Raw genomic sequence first — 16,816 nt, 5'->3', positions numbered from 1 at the left:
GGCGCAGACACAAGGGGGCTTTGTGCTTAGGTTTGTCGGAAATGTTCTGGGCGGGATCTTCTCGGCGGCGACGCTGGGCGCGGTCTTTGGTGCGCTGACCGTCGGCGGCATCTTCTTCATGTATTCCCGCGACCTGCCCTCGATCGAGAATCTGGCGCAGTACACCCCCGCAACGATCAGCCGGATCTATTCGGGCGAGGGTGAGATCATCGACGAATTCGCCCGCGAGCGGCGGCTGTTCGTCGCAGCCGAGGATATCCCCGATCTGGTCAAGCAGGCCTTCATCAGCGCCGAGGACAAGAATTTCTACACGCACCAGGGCTATGACACCCGCGGGATGGTGGTCGCCCTGCTGCAATGCCTGGAAGGCGGGCGCTGCCGGGGCGCGTCCACCATCACCCAGCAGGTGATGAAGAACTTCCTGCTGTCGTCGGACCGCACCGCCGAACGCAAGATCAAGGAGATCATCCTGGCCGCGCGGGTCGAAACCGCGATGAGCAAGGAAAAGATCCTTGAACTTTACCTGAACGAAATCTTCCTGGGCCAGAACTCCTACGGTGTCGCGTCGGCCGCACAGACCTATTACAACAAGGGCCTGTCCAACCTGTCGGCCGCCGAGGTCGCCTATCTGGCCGCCCTGGCGCAGCGCCCTGGCAACCTGCACCCGGTCCGCCAGCGCGAGGATGCCATTTCCCGCCGGAACTACGTCCTGGGCGAGATGCTGGACAACAAATACATCGACCAGGCGACTTATGAGGAAGCCAAGGCGGCCCCGCTGGAAACCGTGCAGGGCGGCGAATTCGAAGCCTTCCGGGAATCGCTGCCGCCGCGCGACTATTTCACCGACGAAATCCGCCGTCAGCTGTCGGGCACCTTCGGCGAAGAGCAGTTCTTCTCGGGCGGCCTGACGATCCGCGCCACCGTCGACCCCGCCCTGCAGAAGTCCGCCGCCGAGGCGCTGCGCCGCGGGCTGGAACAATATGACCGCAACCAGGGCGTCTGGCGCGGCACCGGCAAGGTGCTGCCCGCCGAGGTTCTGGACTCCGAGCAGACCTGGCGAGAGGCACTTGCTGCAGTCGAAGTCCCGCGCGACGTGGACGCCTGGTTCCCCGCCGTGGTGCTGGAGGTGGGAGAGAGTGCCGCCCGCATCGGCATAGAAGGCGTCATGGACGACGAGGACGGCCATTTCATCCCGGCCGAGGACGTGACCTGGGCGCGCAAGCGCCTTGAGGGCGGCGAATTGGCCAGGAAGGCCAAGGTTGCGGGGGATCTGGTCTCGGTCGGCGATGTGGTTCTGGTCCGCGCTGTGACGAACGACGACGGCACCTTCAATCGCTGGTCGCTGCGCCAGGTCCCGGAAGTCCAGGGCGCCTTCATGGCTATGGACGTGAACACCGGCCGCGTGCTGGCGATGCAGGGCGGCTTTTCCTATCAGGATTCCGTCTTCAACCGCACCACGCAGGCGACCCGCCAGCCGGGGTCCAGCTTCAAGCCGTTTGTTTATGCCGCCGCGCTGGACAGCGGCTTTACCCCCGCCACGATCGTCGTCGACGCGCCCATCGAGATCGAGACGCCGCAGGGCCTCTGGACCCCGAAGAACGCCTCGAACAAGTTCTACGGACCGACGCCGTTGCGGACCGGGATCGAGCAGAGCCGGAACCTGATGACGATCCGCATCGCGCAGGAAATCGGCATGCAGACTGTCGCGGGCTATGCCGAACGCTTCGGCGTCTACGACCGGATGGCGCCGTTCCTGGCGAACTCGCTTGGCGCGCAGGAGACGACGCTGTTCAAGATGGTCGCCGCCTACGCTATGTTCGCCAACGGTGGTGAACGGGTAGAGCCGACGCTGGTCGACCGCGTGCAGGACCGCTTCGGCAAGACGATCTACCGCCACGACCAGCGCGTCTGCGAGACCTGCGCCGACCCCAACCTGCCCGCGGGGCAGGGGGTCAGGATCGACACCAACCGCGAGCGGGTTATGAACGCGATCACCGCCTATCAGCTGACCAGCATGATGCGGGGTGTGGTCCAGCGCGGATCGGCAAGCCGACTGAAACTGCCGGTCCCGATTGCGGGCAAGACCGGGACCACGAACGACGCCAAGGATGTCTGGTTTGTCGGCTACTCCTCGAACATCGTCGCGGGCTGCTACATTGGCTTCGACCAGCCCCGGACGCTGGGCGAAAGCGCCTTCGGCGGCACGCTTTGCGTCCCCGTCTTCCAGGACTTCATGGAGGACGCGATCAAGAAATACGGTGGCGGTGACTTCAAGGTCCCGCCGGGCGGCTATTTCCGCAAGATCGACCGCTTCAGCGGCATGCCCCTGCCCGACAACGCCTCGGGCGACAACGTGGTGTCGGAATACTTCCGCGAGGGCGAAGAGGCGCTGATCGGCATCGGCCTTGTCGTCGACGGCGGCTTTGCAATGGGCGAGAACCTGCCCCTCTTCGCCTATGGCGAGGGTGAGGGCGGCGGTGGCGACCAGGGAACCACAGTGACCAACTCGGAAGGCGAGCGGGTCGTGGTCCCGAAGAAGGCCGATTTCGGCACTGTCTCATCGGGCGGACTTTACTGACCCCGCAGACCCAACCGGGCCGCGCCCTTGCCGGGGCGCGGTCAAACCCTTATGACCCACGGCCAAGATCAAGGACTGGACCCGACCCATGCGCGCCGAAACCCAAGCCAATATCGAGGCCATCGAGAAGACGCTGAAGCTTCTGGCGCAGCGGTTGGATTGGGAAACCGCGCCGCACCGGCTGGAGGAATTCGACGCGATGATCGAAGACCCCGACCTGTGGAACGACCCGGCCAAGGCGCAAAAGCTGATGCGCGACCGCCAGGCGCTGATGGATGCGGTCAACGCCTACAAGCTGATCGACGGCGGCCTGAAGGAAAACGTCGAGCTGATCGAGCTGGGCGAGGCCGAGGGCGATACCGACATCGTGCGCGAGGCAGAGGCGGCGCTGACCGACCTGGTGAAGGTCGCCGAGGCGAAAGAGCTGGAGGCGCTGTTGGACGGCGAGGCCGACGGCAACGACACCTTCCTGGAAATCAACGCGGGCGCGGGCGGCACGGAAAGCTGCGACTGGGCCAGCATGCTGGCGCGGATGTATGTCCGCTGGGCCGAGGCGCATGGCTACACCGTGGAACTGCAATCGGAATCCGAAGGCGACGGCGCGGGGATCAAGTCGGCGTCCTATAAGATCAGCGGCAAGAACGCCTACGGTTGGCTGAAGACCGAGGCGGGCGTGCACCGGCTGGTCCGCATCAGCCCCTACGACAGCGCGGCGCGGCGGCATACCAGCTTCTGCTCGGTCTGGGTCTACCCGGTCGTCGACGACAACATCGAGATCGAGGTCCAGGACAAGGACATCCGCATCGACACCGTCCGCTCCAGTGGCGCGGGCGGTCAGCACGTCAACAAGACCGACTCGGCCGTGCGGATCACCCACTTTCCGTCCGGGATCGTGGTGACTTCGTCGCTCAAATCCCAGCACCAGAACCGCGACATCGCGATGAAGGCGCTGAAATCGCGCCTCTACCAGCAGGAACTGGACCGCCGCACCGCGTCCATCAACGAAGCGCATGAAAACAAGGGCGACGCGGGCTGGGGCAACCAGATCCGGTCCTACGTGCTGCAGCCCTATCAGATGGTCAAGGACCTGCGCACCGGGTACGAGACCAGCGACACGCAAGGCGTCCTGAACGGCGATCTTGACGGGTTCATGGCCGCAACCCTGGCGCTGAACGCCAGCGGCAAGAAGCGCGGCGACTTTGCCGACGTCGACTGACAGCCGCAAAACCCTTGCCTGACGCGTAGCCCGGCGCTTAACATTTGGGCATGACCGTCACGCACCCGCCCGCCGCGCCCGAGATCAATCTGGTCGAAGCCTCCGACCTGCGGGAAAGCCTTGCGCTTGGCTGGCGCGACTTCAAGCGCGCGCCACTTCTGGGCCTTGCCTTCTCGGCGGTCTATGTCCTTGGCGGCTGGCTGATCCTCTGGGCGATGACCACCAAGGGCCAGGTCTGGTGGACGCTGCCCGCCAGTGCGGGCTTCCCGATCCTTGGCCCGTTCATCGCCTGCGGGTTCTACGAAATCTCGCGGCGGCTGGAGGCTGGGGAGCCGCTGGTGGCGGGCGAGATCTTCGGCGTGATCTTCCGCCAGAAGGACCGCCAGATCCCGGCCATCGCGGCGGTGATCGTGGTCTATTTCCTGTTCTGGAACTTCCTGTCGCACATGATCTTTGCCCTCTTTCTGGGCAACGCGACGATGACCAACGTGTCCTCCTCTCTGGCGGTGTTCCTGTCGCCCGAGGGGCTGATCATGCTGGGCTTCGGCACGGCGGTGGGGGCGGCCTTCGCGATCCTGCTGTTCAGTCTGACGGTGGTCAGCCTGCCAATGCTTCTGGACCGCGAGGTGGATTTCGTGACCGCGATGCTGACAAGCTTTGCGCTGGTGCGGGAAAACCCCCGCGTGATGCTGGGCTGGGGCGCGCTGATCGCGGTCTGCCTGTTCCTGGGGATGCTGCCGGGCTTTCTGGGTCTGTTCCTCGTCCTGCCGCTGTTCGGGCACGCAAGCTGGCACCTTTACCGCCGTGCGATCACCTGAAAGCCCTTAGTGGGCCGGACGCGCGACCATCAGCGCCAGCACTGCCGCCAGCGCGGCCATCAGGCTTGCAGCCAACGCCACTGTGCCGAAGGCAGCCCCGGTCGCGGCAAGATGCTGGGCGCTGTCGCCGGTGACGCCGAAGCCCGGCGCACCCGGCCCGTAGGCTGTGGCGGCAACCCGGCCCAGCAATACCACCGCGATCAGCCCGGCGACCCGTGCCACCGCGTTGTTGATCCCCGAGGCCGCACCCTGTTCGCCATCCTCGGCACCCTGCATCGCCGCCGCCGTCAGGGGCGCGACGACAAGCCCAAGGCCCAGGCCTGCCAGCGCGGTCAGGGGCACGACATGGGCCCAGAACTGGCCCGTTGGCGCGGCAAGCCAAAGGCCCGCATAGGCGCAGGCGACCAGGGCCGAGCCTGCGGCCATCAGCGGCCCCGCGCCGAAACGGTCGGCCATCCGGCCTGCGGGCGCGGACAGCAGACCGATCAGGATCGAGATCGGCAGGAAGGCCGCCGTCACCTCCAGCGCGGTGACGCCCCAGGCCGTGACGGCGGTCATCGGCAGGTAGAACATCACCCCGTTCAAGGCGAAATAAAGGATAAAGGTCACCACATTCGTCACCGCCAGCGTGCGGTTACGGAAAAGGCCCAGCCGCAGCATCGGGGCAGGGGCGACGGCCTCCCAGGCCAGGAAGGCCGCAAGGCTGGCAATGGCGGCCAGCGCGACCCAGGCCGGGACAGCGGCGTCGGTCAGCGCCCAGGCCATCAGTCCCAGGCCCAGCGTCGCCAACCCTGCGCCGGGCAGGTCCACCCGCACACCCGGCTTGCCGATGTCCCCCGGCGTCCGGCCCCGGACCAGCCACAGCGCGACCAGGCCCAGGGGCAGGTTCAGCGCGAAGATCATCCGCCAGCCAAGCTCGCCGCCCCAGGTGACGAACATGCCGCCCAGCACCGGCCCCAGCGCCGTCGTCAGGGTCGAGGCGGCGGCCCAGAGCCCCAGCGCCCGGCCGCGTTCGGCGCGCGGATAGGCCCGCGAGATCATCGCCATCGACCCCGGCACCATCATCGCCGCCCCGACCCCCTTGGCGGCGCGGGCGGCGATCATCTGTTCCGGTGTCAGGGCAAAGGCACAGGCCAGCGACCCCGCCACGAAAACGAAAATGCCCAGCGAGAAGATCCGCGCGATCCCGAAACGGTCGCCCATCGCCCCGCCGACCAGCACCAAGGCGGACACTGCCAAAAGGTAGGACGCGTTGATCCACTGCGCCTGGGGGAGCGACGCCCCCAGCGCCTCGCGCATGGCGGGCAGGGCGATCGACGTGACCGAGCTGTCGATGAATCCCATCGACGAGGCCAGGATCGCCGCCCAGAGAATGATCCCCTGGTCGGCCTCGGCACAGAAGGAAACGGGCACCGGAGTGCCCTCCGATGCCCGCGCAATGGTCATGGTCGGATGGCTTATTCGGCGTCGGTCGCGGGGACGGGCGTGTCCAGACGGACCGCACCACCGGGGCCGCGGCCATTCGCCAACGGATCTTCCTGGCGCTGGACCGAGCCCTCGAAATGGGCGCCCGATTCGATGGCGATGGTCTTGTGGATGATGTCGCCTTCGACGCGGGCGGTCGAGGTCAGGCGGACCTTCAGGCCCCGGACGCGACCGATGACCCGGCCGTTGACGACGATGTCATCGGCCACGATCTCGCCACGGATGGTGGCGCTTTCGCCGACGGTCAGAAGATGCGCGCGGATGTCGCCCTCAACGGTGCCTTCGACCTGGATGTCACCCGTGGTGCGCAGGTTGCCCACGACGGTGAGATCGGAGGACAGCACCGAAGCCGCCGCCTTGCCCTTCGGCGCAGAGGGGGTGAAATCCATGCTGGGCTTGGTCATCGGGGTCTCCGGGGTTTTGGGCTTCTCGACCTCGGCCTTCGGGCCCGGCTCGTTGATGCGGCTCTTAGAAAACATTCTTCGCTGCCTTTATGAAGGTCATCGGGTTTACGGCGTCACCGCCGAGGCGGACCTCGTAGTGGAGATGCGTGCCGGTGGAACGGCCTGAATTGCCCATATCACCGATCCGGTCCCCGCGCGAGACCCTTTGGCCGACTTCGACCCGGATCTGGCTGAGGTGGGCATAGCGCGTCTCGACGCCGAAATCGTGCTTGATCTTGACCAGGCGGCCATAGCCGTTGTCCCAGCCGGCGTGGACCACGACCCCGTCGGCGGTGGCCAAGATCGGCGTGCCGTAGGACCCGGCCATGTCGGTGCCCTCGTGCATCCGGGTGCCCGCACCCTTGGGGTCACGGCGGTAGCCGAATCCACTGGTCCAGCGGAAGCTGTCCTTGACCGGCATGGCGAAGGGAAGCTTGAACGCGGCGATGCGGTACATGTTCATCCGGTCCAGCCCGGTAAGGATCGCATTCGCCCGCAGTTCTTCGGCGGATGGCGCGGCACCCGAGGTCGAGAACGAGATCGGTGTCAGCGGGCCGCCCTGGCCGGAATAGCCCTCGCGGACGGCGCCGATCAGGTCGTCAGGCGACATTCCGGCTTCGCGGAACATCTTGTCCAGGGGCTCGACCGAGACGGTCAGCGCCTCTTCCAGCTTGGTGAAGATCGCATCGTTGCGCAGTTCCAGTGCCTCTTTCGCATCGGCGATGACCTGGACTTCCTCGCGTGCGGCCTCGGCCTCGGCCAGGACCTCGTTGCGCTCTTCGGCCGCTTCGCCAAGGGCGCCGGTCAGGAATTCCAGCGTCGCAAGGGTGTCCCCAGCCCGGCCAAGCTCGGTCGCGCCGCCGGACTGGGCATTCAGCGCCAGCGTGACCCGCTCGGCCTCGGCCCGGGCGGTGTCACGCTCCTTGATCGTTTCGCGCAAGGTGTTCTGGATTGCTTCGATCCCGGTCTCCAACTCGCGGCGGCGGTCCTCCGAGGCCAGAAGCCGCTCCTGCATCCCGGAGACCTGGGTCAGCGCGATGTTGAAGCGTTCCTGCGCACGGGCGGCTTCCTCTGCGCGCAGGTCGCGGTCGGACGACAACGCGTTCAGCCGTTCCTCGTAAAGCGCCTGCTGGCGCATCGACTGTTCCCGCGCCGACCCGGCCCCGATACTGTCCATCATGATCAGCGCGGTGGCGACGATGGTCCAGGCCAGCGCCAGGGTCCCGCCGACCAGCGCGATGATCTGCGTCGCGGGTCGCAGCCGGATGAACCGGGTCTCGGTGTCGGATTTCAGAAAGAGCCGCTGTTCGGGAAAGTGCCGCTCAAGGCTTTGGTGGACGCGATAGGCGAGGCGATTCAGCACGTTGAGGTCATCCGTTCATAGCCTTGGCAGCGGCTTCACTAGGTCACCCCAAGGCAGCTGTCCCCGGGTTCGGACCTGATTAGCCACGCTGTTTCAGACCCGCAACAATTTTGACCACATGCAGAGTTTTTCCGCGCGGGACATAGGGTTTATCGGCAAGAAACCGCCGACTAACCCGCATCTTCCACAAGAGGCCAGTAAAAGTCGGGCGGCAGACCGGCGTCCGCCCGCTTTGCCTCGTTGAAGGGGGGCTTCAGCGCGCCGTGGAAATAGCGGCGGACAAGGGTGTGGAACACCTCCCTGGGGTCGCTGCCGTCCCGCCCGCAAAGCCAGTTGAACCACTTGGACCCATAGGCCACGTGCGCCACTTCTTCGGCATAGATCACTTCCAGAGCGGCCAGGGCCTGAGTTTCGCCGTGCTTGCGGAAGACCTCGATCATGGCGGGGGTCACGTCCAGCCCACGGGCTTCCAGCACCATCGGCACGACGGCAAGCCGGCCGTGCAGATCGCCCACGGTATCCTCGGCGGCACGCCACATCCCGGCATGGGCCGGCAGTGCGCCGTAGTGGCTGCCCATCACGGCAAGACAGTCGCAGATCAGGTTGAAATGCTTGGCTTCGTCGTCGGCGGCCTTCACCCAGTCGTCGTAGAAGCCAAGGGGCATCGGGTGGTCGGTGAAGCGAGCGATGATGTCCCAGTGCAGGTCGACGGCGTTCAGCTCGATATGGGCCACGGCATGCAGAAGGGCGATCCGTCCCTCGGGGCTGCCGGGGCGGCGGCGGGGGACGTCCTTCGGGGACAGAAGCTCGGGTCGCGCCGGGCGGGCCGGGCGCAGGGGTGGCTCGGCCCGGCCGATGGGCAAGGGCCGGCCTGCCGCGCGCGCAGCGAACCAGGTAGCGGCATGGGCCCGGCCAAGCGCGGTCTTGGCGCGGCCATCGGCGGTGGTCAGCACTTCCACCGCCATGTCTGCCAGGCTTTGCGACATCGCTCGGTCTCCGCAAATCTTTTCGAAAGGATCTGCAAAATCCTTCGAAGGATTTTGCGCCCGCCGCTATGTCACAACGCCTGCGCTGCCGCCAGCACCTCATCGGCGTGGCCCTTCACGCTGACCTTGTTCCAGACCCGCGCCACCTGGCCCGCGCCGTCGATCAGGACTGTCGTGCGTTCAATCCCCATGTAGGTCTTGCCATACATGCTTTTCTCCAGCCAGACGCCGTAATCCTCACAGGTGTGGCCGGCCTCGTCCGAGGCGAGGATGATCCCCAGGCCATGCTTCTTGCAGAACTTGTCGTGGCTTTTGACGCTGTCCTTCGACAGGCCGATCACCGTGGTCCCGGCCGCAGCGAAATCGGCCATGCGGGCGTTGAAATCCTGCGCTTCCAGCGTGCAGCCGGGGGTGTCGTCCTTGGGGTAGAAGTACAGGACCACCTTGCCCGGCTTCAGGGCCGAAAGGGTCACAGTGCCGCCACCATCACGCGGCAGGGTGAAGTCGGGGGCGGTCTGACCTGCGGAAATCATGGGCGGCTCCTTGCCTTGTTCACGTTTGTGACTTTGCATCTAGTTGCCTTCGCGCAAAGATAAAGGCAGGGAAACGCCGGTCGCTCCGGTCGGGGCGGCGGCAGTAAGCGGGGCGCCGGACTTAGATGAACGACCAGTCGGCGGGCTTGGAAGACGGGCACAGGCCCGTTGCCGCGCCGGAGCGTGCCGAGCCGCTGCTCCTGACTGATCCCAAGGTGCCAGAGCCGGCGCCTGCGCGGCCGCGGCGGCGCAGGTCACAGATGGCCCGGGGGCGGATCAGCCTGACGGTGATCCTGACGCTGGTCGTGCTGGCGCTGGGGTTCGGCTACCTGACGCTCGCCTATACCGGCAAGACGCTGCGGGTGCCGACCTGGGGCGTGGCCGAAATCGAGGCGCGCCTGAACGAGGGTCTGGCCCAGGCGCGGCTGCCGAAAGGCACAGCCATATCCCTGGGTGCGGTGGAACTGGCGGTCGCCGCCGATTTCGTGCCGCGTTTCCGGCTTACCGACATCCGGCTGATCGGCGAGACCGGCCGCTCGCTTCTGACGCTGCCCGAGGCGATGGTGGCCTTCGACCCCCTTGCGCTGCTGTCGGGCCAGGTCCGCCCCTCTGCCGTGCGGCTGGCGGGGGCGCGGCTTGCCGTGCGGCGTGATGCGGCGGGCCGGATCGACCTTCAGTTCGAGGGCGCGACCCGAAGCGCTGGTCCGCAAAGCGCGTCCGAAGTGCTGACGGCGGTCGAAGCCGCGTTTGCCAGCCCCGCGCTGGCTTCGCTTGCCACCATCGAGGCCGAGGGGCTGACCCTGGTCCTGACCGATGACCGGGCGGGACGGACCTGGCAGGTGGGTGACGGGCGGCTGGTGATCCAGAATGGCGAGACGGCGATTTCGGCCGAGCTGGGCCTGACGCTGCTGGATCGCGCAAACCCGGCCCAGACGGTGCTGACGCTGGTTTCGGACAAGGACGCAAAGACCGCGCATCTGCGCGCCCGGGTTGACACCATCGCCGCCAAGGACCTGGCGGTCATGGCCCCGCCGCTGGCCTTCCTTGGCTTCGTCGATGCACCGATCTCGGGTTCGCTGGATGCAAGGCTGAACCAGGATGGCAATTTCGGGGGCATGACGGCCGAACTCGGCCTTGCGGCAGGAAGCCTTGCTCCCGGGGATGGGGCCCGGCCCATCGGTTTTGATCGCGCCGCACTGTCGCTGGCCTATGATCCCGTCACCGCAAGGATCGCGCTTTCGGGGCTTTCGGTCGAAAGTCCGTCCCTGCGCCTGACCGCAAGCGGCCACGGCGACCTGCTGGCCTCGGATGGGAGCCCCCTCGCCTCGGGCGCGTTGCCGGACAGCATCCTGGCCCAGATCGCGGTCGAGGAAGTCATGCTTGACCCCGAGGGCCTGTTCGAGGAGCCCGTCCGCTTCGGCACGGGCGCACTGGACCTGCGGCTGAAACTGAATCCCTTCCGGCTGGACATCGGCCAGGTCGCGCTGGCCGAAGGCGACGAGCGCCTGCTTCTGTCCGGTGCGGCCGAGGCGACCGAAAGCGGCTGGAAGGTTGCGCTGGACGTCGCGCTGAACCGGATCGAGACTGAGCGGCTTCTGATGGTCTGGCCGGTCTCGGTCGTGCCGCTGACCCGGACCTGGTTCGCCACCAACGTCGGCCAGGGCGTGCTGACCGACGTGCGGGCCGCGCTTCGTCTTGTCCCCGGCGGACAGCCGCAGTTCACTCTTGGCTATGAGTTTTCCGACACCGACGTCCGCTTCGTCCGCACTCTGCCGCCGATCCTGAACGGTCGCGGCCATGCCACGCTGGAGAACAAGACCTACACCGTCGCGCTGGACAAGGGTCATGTCATCGCCCCCGAGGGCGGACGGATCGAGGCCGACGGGACCGTCTTCCAGATCCTTGACATCACCCAGCGCCCCGCGACGGCCAGGGTCGACCTTGTCACCTCGGCCAGCCTGACCGCCACCCTGTCGCTTCTGGACCAGGAGCCGTTCAGCTTTTTCTCCAAGGCCGGGCAGCCCTACAACCTGGGCGACGGACGGGCCGATCTGACCGCCACCGTCATCATGCCGCTGAAGCCGCGCATCCCGATCGAGGAGGTCAGCTTCACCGTCGCCGGCACCATCCGCAACTTCACCTCGCCCGCCCTTGTTCCAGGCCGCATCCTGACTGCGCCTGATATCCAGGTTGCGGTCAACACCGACGGGCTGGAGCTGACCGGCAAGGGCAAGCTTGACCTGATGCCGGTGGACCTGACCTACCGCCAGGGCTTCGGGCCGGAACAGAAGGGCCGCGCACGGGTCAATGGGACGGTGATGCTGTCGGACGCCGTGCTGCGCGACTTCGGGATCGAACTGCCGGCGGGGTCGGTCAAGGGCGAAGGCCCGGCGGCCATCGACGTGGCGCTGGTCAAGGACGAGGCCCCGCAACTCACGCTTACCTCGAACCTGACCGGTCTTGGACTGCGGCTGGACGCCCTGGGCTGGTCCAAGGGGGCGGGCACGCGCGGCTCTCTCGACCTGGAAGCCCGGCTGTCGCGCGAGCCGGTGGTCGATCGCCTGACGTTGAACGCCCCCGGACTTCAGGCGCGGGGCCGGATCACCACGCGCGAGGGCGGGGGGCTGGAAACCGCCACCTTCGACCGGGTCGTCGCGGGCAACTGGCTGGATGCGGCGGTCAAGCTGACCGGGCGGGGCCGGGGTGCGCCGGATGTGGCCGTGACCGGCGGCAGCCTTGATCTGCGCCGCATGCCCGCCTCCCAGGGCGAGGCCGGGGGCGGCGGGCCACTGAAGGTCCGCCTCGACCGGCTGCGCATTTCCGAAGGCATCGCACTGACCGACTTCCGCGGCGAATTCGGCAGCCGCGGCGGCTTCAACGGCCGCTTCGTCGCCGCCGTCAACGACATGGCCCTGATCGAAGGCATCGTTGCTCCGGCCGAAGGCGGCAGTGCCATCCGTATCACGTCGGAAAACGCGGGCGCCGTGATGGCGGCGGCGGGCATCTTCGACAAGGGCCGAGGCGGATCGCTGGACATGACGCTGTTTCCGCGCGGACCCGAGGGGGAATACAACGGCGCCGCCACCTTCTCCCGGATGCGCGTCCAGGGCGCGCCCGCACTGGCCGAGCTTCTGTCGGCCGTCTCGGTGGTGGGCCTTCTGGAGCAGATGAACGGCGAGGGACTGGCTTTCAACAACGGCGAGGTCAAGTTCATCCTGACCCCGAAGGCGGTCGAGATCACCCAAGGCTCTGCCGTCGGCGCCTCGCTTGGCATTTCCTTCGCCGGGCTTTACCTGAACGGCTCGGGCGTGATCGACCTGCAGGGGGTGATCTCGCCGATCTATCTGGTCAACGGGGTGGGGCAGATCCTGACACGCAAGGGCGAGGGGCTTTTCGGCTTCAACTACCGGGTCACAGGCACGGCGGAAAACCCGAACGTCGCGGTCAACCCGCTGTCGGTGCTGACGCCCGGCATGTTCCGCGAACTGTTCCGCCAACGCCCGCCCAACCTGAAAGACGCCGAGAGGGGCGGATGAAACTTTCCGATTTCGACTTCGACCTGCCCGAGGGGCTGATCGCCACCCGGCCCGCCCGCCCCCGCACGTCCGCCCGGCTGCTGCTGGCCGAAGGCGACCGGATCAGTGACAAGCATGTCTTTGATCTTATGAACATCTTCCACCCCGGCGACCGGCTGGTCCTGAACAACACCAAGGTCCTGCCCGCCCGCCTGTTCGGCACCCGCCAGCGCGGGGATGCCGTGGCCAAGGTCGAGATCACGCTGCTGGAGCCGCTGGCCGTCGGCTGGCGTGCCCTCGCAAAGCCCCTGCGCAAAGTGCTGGTGGGCGAGGTGATCCGCTTTTCGGACCGGCTTTCCGCCACCGTGGCCGAAAAGACGGAAACCGGCCTGACGCTGACATTCGACCTGACGGGCGAGGACTTCGATACCGCCCTCGCCAAGGCGGGGGTCATGCCGCTGCCGCCTTACATCGCGGCCAGGCGCGCTGCGGATGACCAGGACCGGACCGATTACCAGACCGTCTTTGCCCGCCACTCCGGCGCTGTCGCGGCGCCCACGGCGTCCCTTCACTTTGACGAGGACTTGCTGAAGGCGCTGGCCGCGAAGGGCGTCGACTTCACCGAAGTCACCCTGCATGTCGGCGCGGGCACCTTCCTGCCGGTGAAGGTCGAGGACGTGAAGACCCACCGGATGCATGCCGAATGGGGCCGGGTGACGGCGGCAGCGGCGGCCGAGATCAATGCGACGAAGCGGGCAGGGGGCCGGGTGATCCCGGTCGGCACCACGGCACTGAGACTGATCGAAAGTGCGGCGGATGCGGATGGCGTCCTGCACCCGTGGGAGGGTGAGACCGACATCTTCATCTATCCCGGTTACCGCTTCCGGGTCACGGACGCGCTGATGACCAACTTTCATCTGCCGAAGTCGACGCTGATGATGCTGGTCTCGGCCCTGATGGGCGAAGAGCGCATCCGCCGCATCTATGCCCATGCCATCCGCGAGGGCTATCGCTTCTTCAGCTACGGTGACAGCTCGCTCTTGATCCCCGACGCCTAGCGGGTAAAGACGAAGCCGTCCCAGTCGCCCTTGTCCTTCCCGCGTGGCGCAAGGCCCAGGCTGGCGCGGTCGCAGGGCTGAAAGCCGCACGCCAGAAGCAGCCGCTGAGAGGCCAAGTTCTGCGGATGGACGCGGGCGGCGATCCGGGTGATGTGCGGCTTTCGGACTGCCAGCCGGTCCAGAAACCGCTGCACCATCTGCCGGCCGTAGCCTTTTCCGCGATGGGCCGCCCCGATCCAGTAGCTCAGTTCGGCCGCGGCGGAATTCGCGCCGTATTCCAACCGCACCTGACCCACCGGCTGACCGCCGACGCTTGCCACCCGCACCTTGTGGTGCGTGCCTTCGGTCGACAGGGCGATCAGCGCGCGCGCGGTGTCCTCGTCCAGCGATCCGGGCCGTTCTTCCAGCATGAAGGTCCAAAGACTGGGGTCGCTCATCAGGGCGCGGTAGGTTGCCAGATCATCCTCGACCCAGACCCGCAGGGTCAGCGCCTGGGGCCGGGCATAGACCGGGGTGCCGGTGACCTGCTTGTGCAGCCGCAGGACGCCCATCTGCCAGGACAGCGGCGGCGCCGTGTCATCTTCGTCCTCTGCATGGTGCACCCAGCCCTGCTGCAACGGGCAATAGGCCAGCCTGGCGCCCGAGGCCCGGGCCGAGGCCAGCTCTTCGGCATCCAGCACACCATCAAAGCGGTCGCGGGTGGTCCGCGCGTTCTGGTCGGTCATTGCCTGTCTCCCGGTTGTGCTTCGGGCTTAGGTGGGAGGCCCGCCGTCGATTTCAACAGGTGTGACCGATACAATCCGACCGCAGTCCAACGTCAGGACAAAACAATGCCGTGCGCTTGCCTTGTGCCGAAACTTCGGGCAGGCAGGTCGCAACTCCGGCGCGGCAGGAACGACGATGCTCAAGGTCCTCTCCCATTCCTGGCCGCTTCTGATGGGCATCATGCTTCTGATGGTCGGCAATGGCATCCAGGGCACGCTTCTGGGTATCCGCGGCAATCTGGAGGGGTTCACCACCTATCAGCTCTCCTACGTGATGGCCGCCTACTTCCTGGGGTTCCTGTTCGGCTCGTGGGCCGCGCCCCGGATGATCCGCGGCGTCGGCCATGTGCGCGTCTTTGCCGCGCTTGGATCACTCATTTCGGCGATCCTGGTGATCTACCCGGTCTACCCCGACTGGGTGGTCTGGACCGCCCTGCGCGTGCTGGCGGGCTTCTGCTTTTCCGGCATCTACATCACCGCCGAAAGCTGGATCAACAACACCGCCTCGAACGAGACGCGGGGCCAGGCGCTGTCGGCGTACATGATCGTGCAGATGATCGGGATCATCGCCAGCCAGGTGCTGCTGAACCTGCCCGACCCCACCGGCTTTGCGCTGTTCATCCTGCCCTCTGTCCTTGTCTCGCTCGCCTTCATGCCGATCCTTCTGGCCCCCACGCCCGCGCCCGAATTCGACAGCACGCGCCGCGTCTCCTTTGCCCGCCTCTTCCGCATCTCGCCGCTCGGCTGCGTGGGCATGCTGCTGACCGGAGGCGTCTTCTCTGCCATGTTCGGCATGGCCTCGGTCTGGGGCGCGCAGGAAGGGCTGACGCTGGGGCAGATCTCGGTCTTCGTCGGCGCGATGTATGTCGGCGGGCTTTTCCTGCAATATCCGATCGGCTGGGCCTCGGACCGAATGGACCGGCGCACGCTGATCACCGGGCTTTCGGCCGCTGCCGCCGTGGCGATGCTGGCCGCCGCGGTGCTGCCACTGTCCTTCCCCGCCCTGGTCGGCATCGCCGTGATCCTGGGCGGCATCACCAACCCGGTCTATGCCCTCCTGATCGCCTACACGAACGACTTCCTGCCCCGCGACCAGATGGCGGGCGCCTCGGCCGGTCTCATCTTCCTGAACGGCTTCGGCGCGATCTTCGGCCCGACCTCGACCGGCTGGATGATGGAACAGGTCGGTCCCCCGGGCTTCTTCCTGTTCATCGGCCTGCTCTATGCCGCACTTGCCGCCTATGCGCTGTACCGCATGACGCGCCGCGCCGCGCCCAGCGTGTCGGGCGCCTTCCGCGGTGTGACGCTGGGGACCTCTCCGCTTGCGGTCGAAGCGGTGCTGGACGATGCCGCCAAGGACGACCCCCCGCGCAAGGACGCCGCCTGACATCTTCGGGTTGCAGCGCCGCCCGAACCCTGCAAGGCTTTGCCAAAGCAGGGAGGCCCCCATGTCTGACCCGGTCGAGGTGCTGGACTTCTGGATAACCGAGATCGGCCCGAAGGGCTGGTTCACCGGCGGCGAGGCCGTGGACGCGGCCTGCCGTGACCGTTTCCTCGACCTCTGGCAGGCAGCCCACGACGGGGGCCTGGACCACTGGGTCGAAGGGCCCGCCGGAACGCTTGCCTACCTTGTGCTCACCGACCAGTTCCCCCGCAACATGTTCCGCGGCGAGGCGCGCGCCTTCGCCACCGACCCCCGCGCCCGCGCCGCCGCCCGCCGCGCCGTGGCGCTTGGCTGGGACATTGCGGTGCCCGAACCCGAACGCACCTTCTTCTACCTGCCTTTCGAACACTCCGAGGATCTGTCCGACCAGGAATGGTCGGTCGAACTTTACTCGGCCCGCATGGTCGAGGATGCGGATTATCTGCTGCACGCACGCGCCCACCGCGAGATCATCGCCCGCTTTGGCCGCTTCCCGTTTCGCAACGCCGCGCTGGGGCGCATGACCACGCCCGAGGAACAGGCCTTCCTCGACGCTGGCGCCTATCCCGCCCTGGTCAATCGCCTGAAGGCCGAGCAGGAGGAAAGCCATGCGCCTGACGCATAGGCCCACAGC

At 66.8% G+C, this 16,816-nt stretch carries 13 protein-coding genes; 7 read left to right on the top strand and 6 right to left on the bottom strand.

Annotation, left to right across the window (positions count from 1 at the left end; all coding sequences use genetic code 11):
- Positions 1–22: 22 nt before the first annotated feature.
- The 3 genes from Q8M85_RS04625 (at position 23) to Q8M85_RS04615 (ending at position 4,612) form a co-directional block, all read left to right on the top strand.
- Positions 23–2,578 (top strand): penicillin-binding protein 1A, encoded by a 2,556-nt coding sequence (locus Q8M85_RS04625; RefSeq protein ID WP_305540856.1) that lies wholly within the window; start codon positions 23–25, stop codon positions 2,576–2,578.
- A gap of 88 nt (positions 2,579–2,666) precedes the next feature.
- On the top strand, positions 2,667–3,794 hold the full coding sequence (gene prfB, locus Q8M85_RS04620) for a peptide chain release factor 2 (protein ID WP_305540853.1): 1,128 nt from the start codon (positions 2,667–2,669) through the stop codon (positions 3,792–3,794).
- Positions 3,795–3,844: 50 nt separating this feature from the next.
- Positions 3,845–4,612 (top strand): DUF2189 domain-containing protein, encoded by a 768-nt coding sequence (locus Q8M85_RS04615; RefSeq protein WP_305540850.1) that lies wholly within the window; start codon positions 3,845–3,847, stop codon positions 4,610–4,612.
- Between the two features lie 6 nt (positions 4,613–4,618).
- Here the strand turns inward: Q8M85_RS04615 and Q8M85_RS04610 are convergent, their stop codons facing one another.
- The 5 genes from Q8M85_RS04610 to Q8M85_RS04590 all read right to left on the bottom strand — a co-directional run bounded on the left by Q8M85_RS04610 (position 4,619) and on the right by Q8M85_RS04590 (position 9,422).
- The gene (locus tag Q8M85_RS04610; protein WP_305540847.1) at positions 4,619–6,025 is read right to left on the bottom strand and encodes an MFS transporter; all 1,407 of its coding nucleotides are present in this window, start codon (positions 6,023–6,025) and stop codon (positions 4,619–4,621) included.
- A gap of 44 nt (positions 6,026–6,069) precedes the next feature.
- Positions 6,070–6,576 carry a polymer-forming cytoskeletal protein gene (locus tag Q8M85_RS04605; protein ID WP_305540844.1) on the bottom strand — a complete coding sequence of 169 codons (507 nt, stop codon included), beginning with the start codon at positions 6,574–6,576 and terminating at the stop codon, positions 6,070–6,072.
- Positions 6,566–7,903 (bottom strand): M23 family metallopeptidase, encoded by a 1,338-nt coding sequence (locus Q8M85_RS04600; RefSeq protein ID WP_305540841.1) that lies wholly within the window; start codon positions 7,901–7,903, stop codon positions 6,566–6,568. Before Q8M85_RS04600 ends, Q8M85_RS04605 begins: the two co-directional genes overlap by 11 nt.
- 170 nt (positions 7,904–8,073) lie before the next feature.
- Positions 8,074–8,889 carry a ferritin-like domain-containing protein gene (locus tag Q8M85_RS04595; protein ID WP_305540838.1) on the bottom strand — a complete coding sequence of 272 codons (816 nt, stop codon included), beginning with the start codon at positions 8,887–8,889 and terminating at the stop codon, positions 8,074–8,076.
- Positions 8,890–8,960: 71 nt separating this feature from the next.
- Entirely contained in the window at positions 8,961–9,422 is a 462-nt protein-coding gene (locus tag Q8M85_RS04590) for a peroxiredoxin (protein WP_305540835.1), read from the bottom strand.
- A 125-nt stretch (positions 9,423–9,547) separates the two neighbouring features.
- Between Q8M85_RS04590 and Q8M85_RS04585 the strand changes: the two genes are divergently transcribed.
- Both Q8M85_RS04585 and queA read left to right on the top strand, forming a co-directional pair.
- The gene (locus tag Q8M85_RS04585) at positions 9,548–12,958 is read left to right on the top strand and encodes a hypothetical protein (RefSeq protein ID WP_305540832.1); all 3,411 of its coding nucleotides are present in this window, start codon (positions 9,548–9,550) and stop codon (positions 12,956–12,958) included.
- Positions 12,955–13,995, top strand: a complete 1,041-nt coding sequence (queA, locus tag Q8M85_RS04580) for a tRNA preQ1(34) S-adenosylmethionine ribosyltransferase-isomerase QueA (RefSeq protein WP_305540830.1) — start codon at positions 12,955–12,957, stop codon at positions 13,993–13,995. Before Q8M85_RS04585 ends, queA begins: the two co-directional genes overlap by 4 nt.
- On the opposite strand, the gene Q8M85_RS04575 is transcribed toward queA, so the two are convergent.
- Entirely contained in the window at positions 13,992–14,720 is a 729-nt protein-coding gene (locus tag Q8M85_RS04575; protein ID WP_305540827.1) for a GNAT family N-acetyltransferase, read from the bottom strand. The two genes, queA and Q8M85_RS04575, sit on opposite strands and share 4 nt — an antisense overlap.
- Positions 14,721–14,895: 175 nt before the next feature.
- Between Q8M85_RS04575 and Q8M85_RS04570 the strand changes: the two genes are divergently transcribed.
- The gene (locus Q8M85_RS04570) at positions 14,896–16,146 is read left to right on the top strand and encodes an MFS transporter (RefSeq protein ID WP_305540825.1); all 1,251 of its coding nucleotides are present in this window, start codon (positions 14,896–14,898) and stop codon (positions 16,144–16,146) included.
- Between the two features lie 61 nt (positions 16,147–16,207).
- Positions 16,208–16,807, top strand: a complete 600-nt coding sequence (locus Q8M85_RS04565) for a DUF924 family protein (RefSeq protein WP_305540823.1) — start codon at positions 16,208–16,210, stop codon at positions 16,805–16,807.
- Positions 16,808–16,816 lie beyond the last annotated feature (9 nt).

It is taken from the genome of Tabrizicola sp. (genome assembly GCF_030694085.1).
Lineage (GTDB): Bacteria > Pseudomonadota > Alphaproteobacteria > Rhodobacterales > Rhodobacteraceae > Tabrizicola.
The sequence above is the reverse complement of the archived record's forward strand: the minus strand, read 5'-3'. Positions and strand labels throughout refer to the sequence as shown.

Bases quoted from the DNA above. Each gene is read 5' to 3' on its own strand.
- prfB (WP_305540853.1), top strand. From the start codon at position 2,667: ATGCGCGCCGAAACCCAAGCCAATATCGAGGCCATCGAGAAGACGCTG.
- Q8M85_RS04615 (WP_305540850.1), top strand. From the start codon at position 3,845: ATGACCGTCACGCACCCGCCCGCCGCGCCCGAGATCAATCTGGTCGAA.
- Q8M85_RS04605 (WP_305540844.1), bottom strand. From the start codon at position 6,576: ATGTTTTCTAAGAGCCGCATCAACGAGCCGGGCCCGAAGGCCGAGGTC.
- Q8M85_RS04595 (WP_305540838.1), bottom strand. From the start codon at position 8,889: ATGTCGCAAAGCCTGGCAGACATGGCGGTGGAAGTGCTGACCACCGCC.
- Q8M85_RS04590 (WP_305540835.1), bottom strand. From the start codon at position 9,422: ATGATTTCCGCAGGTCAGACCGCCCCCGACTTCACCCTGCCGCGTGAT.
- Q8M85_RS04585 (WP_305540832.1), top strand. From the start codon at position 9,548: ATGAACGACCAGTCGGCGGGCTTGGAAGACGGGCACAGGCCCGTTGCC.
- queA (WP_305540830.1), top strand. From the start codon at position 12,955: ATGAAACTTTCCGATTTCGACTTCGACCTGCCCGAGGGGCTGATCGCC.
- Q8M85_RS04575 (WP_305540827.1), bottom strand. From the start codon at position 14,720: ATGACCGACCAGAACGCGCGGACCACCCGCGACCGCTTTGATGGTGTG.
- Q8M85_RS04570 (WP_305540825.1), top strand. From the start codon at position 14,896: ATGCTCAAGGTCCTCTCCCATTCCTGGCCGCTTCTGATGGGCATCATG.
- Q8M85_RS04565 (WP_305540823.1), top strand. From the start codon at position 16,208: ATGTCTGACCCGGTCGAGGTGCTGGACTTCTGGATAACCGAGATCGGC.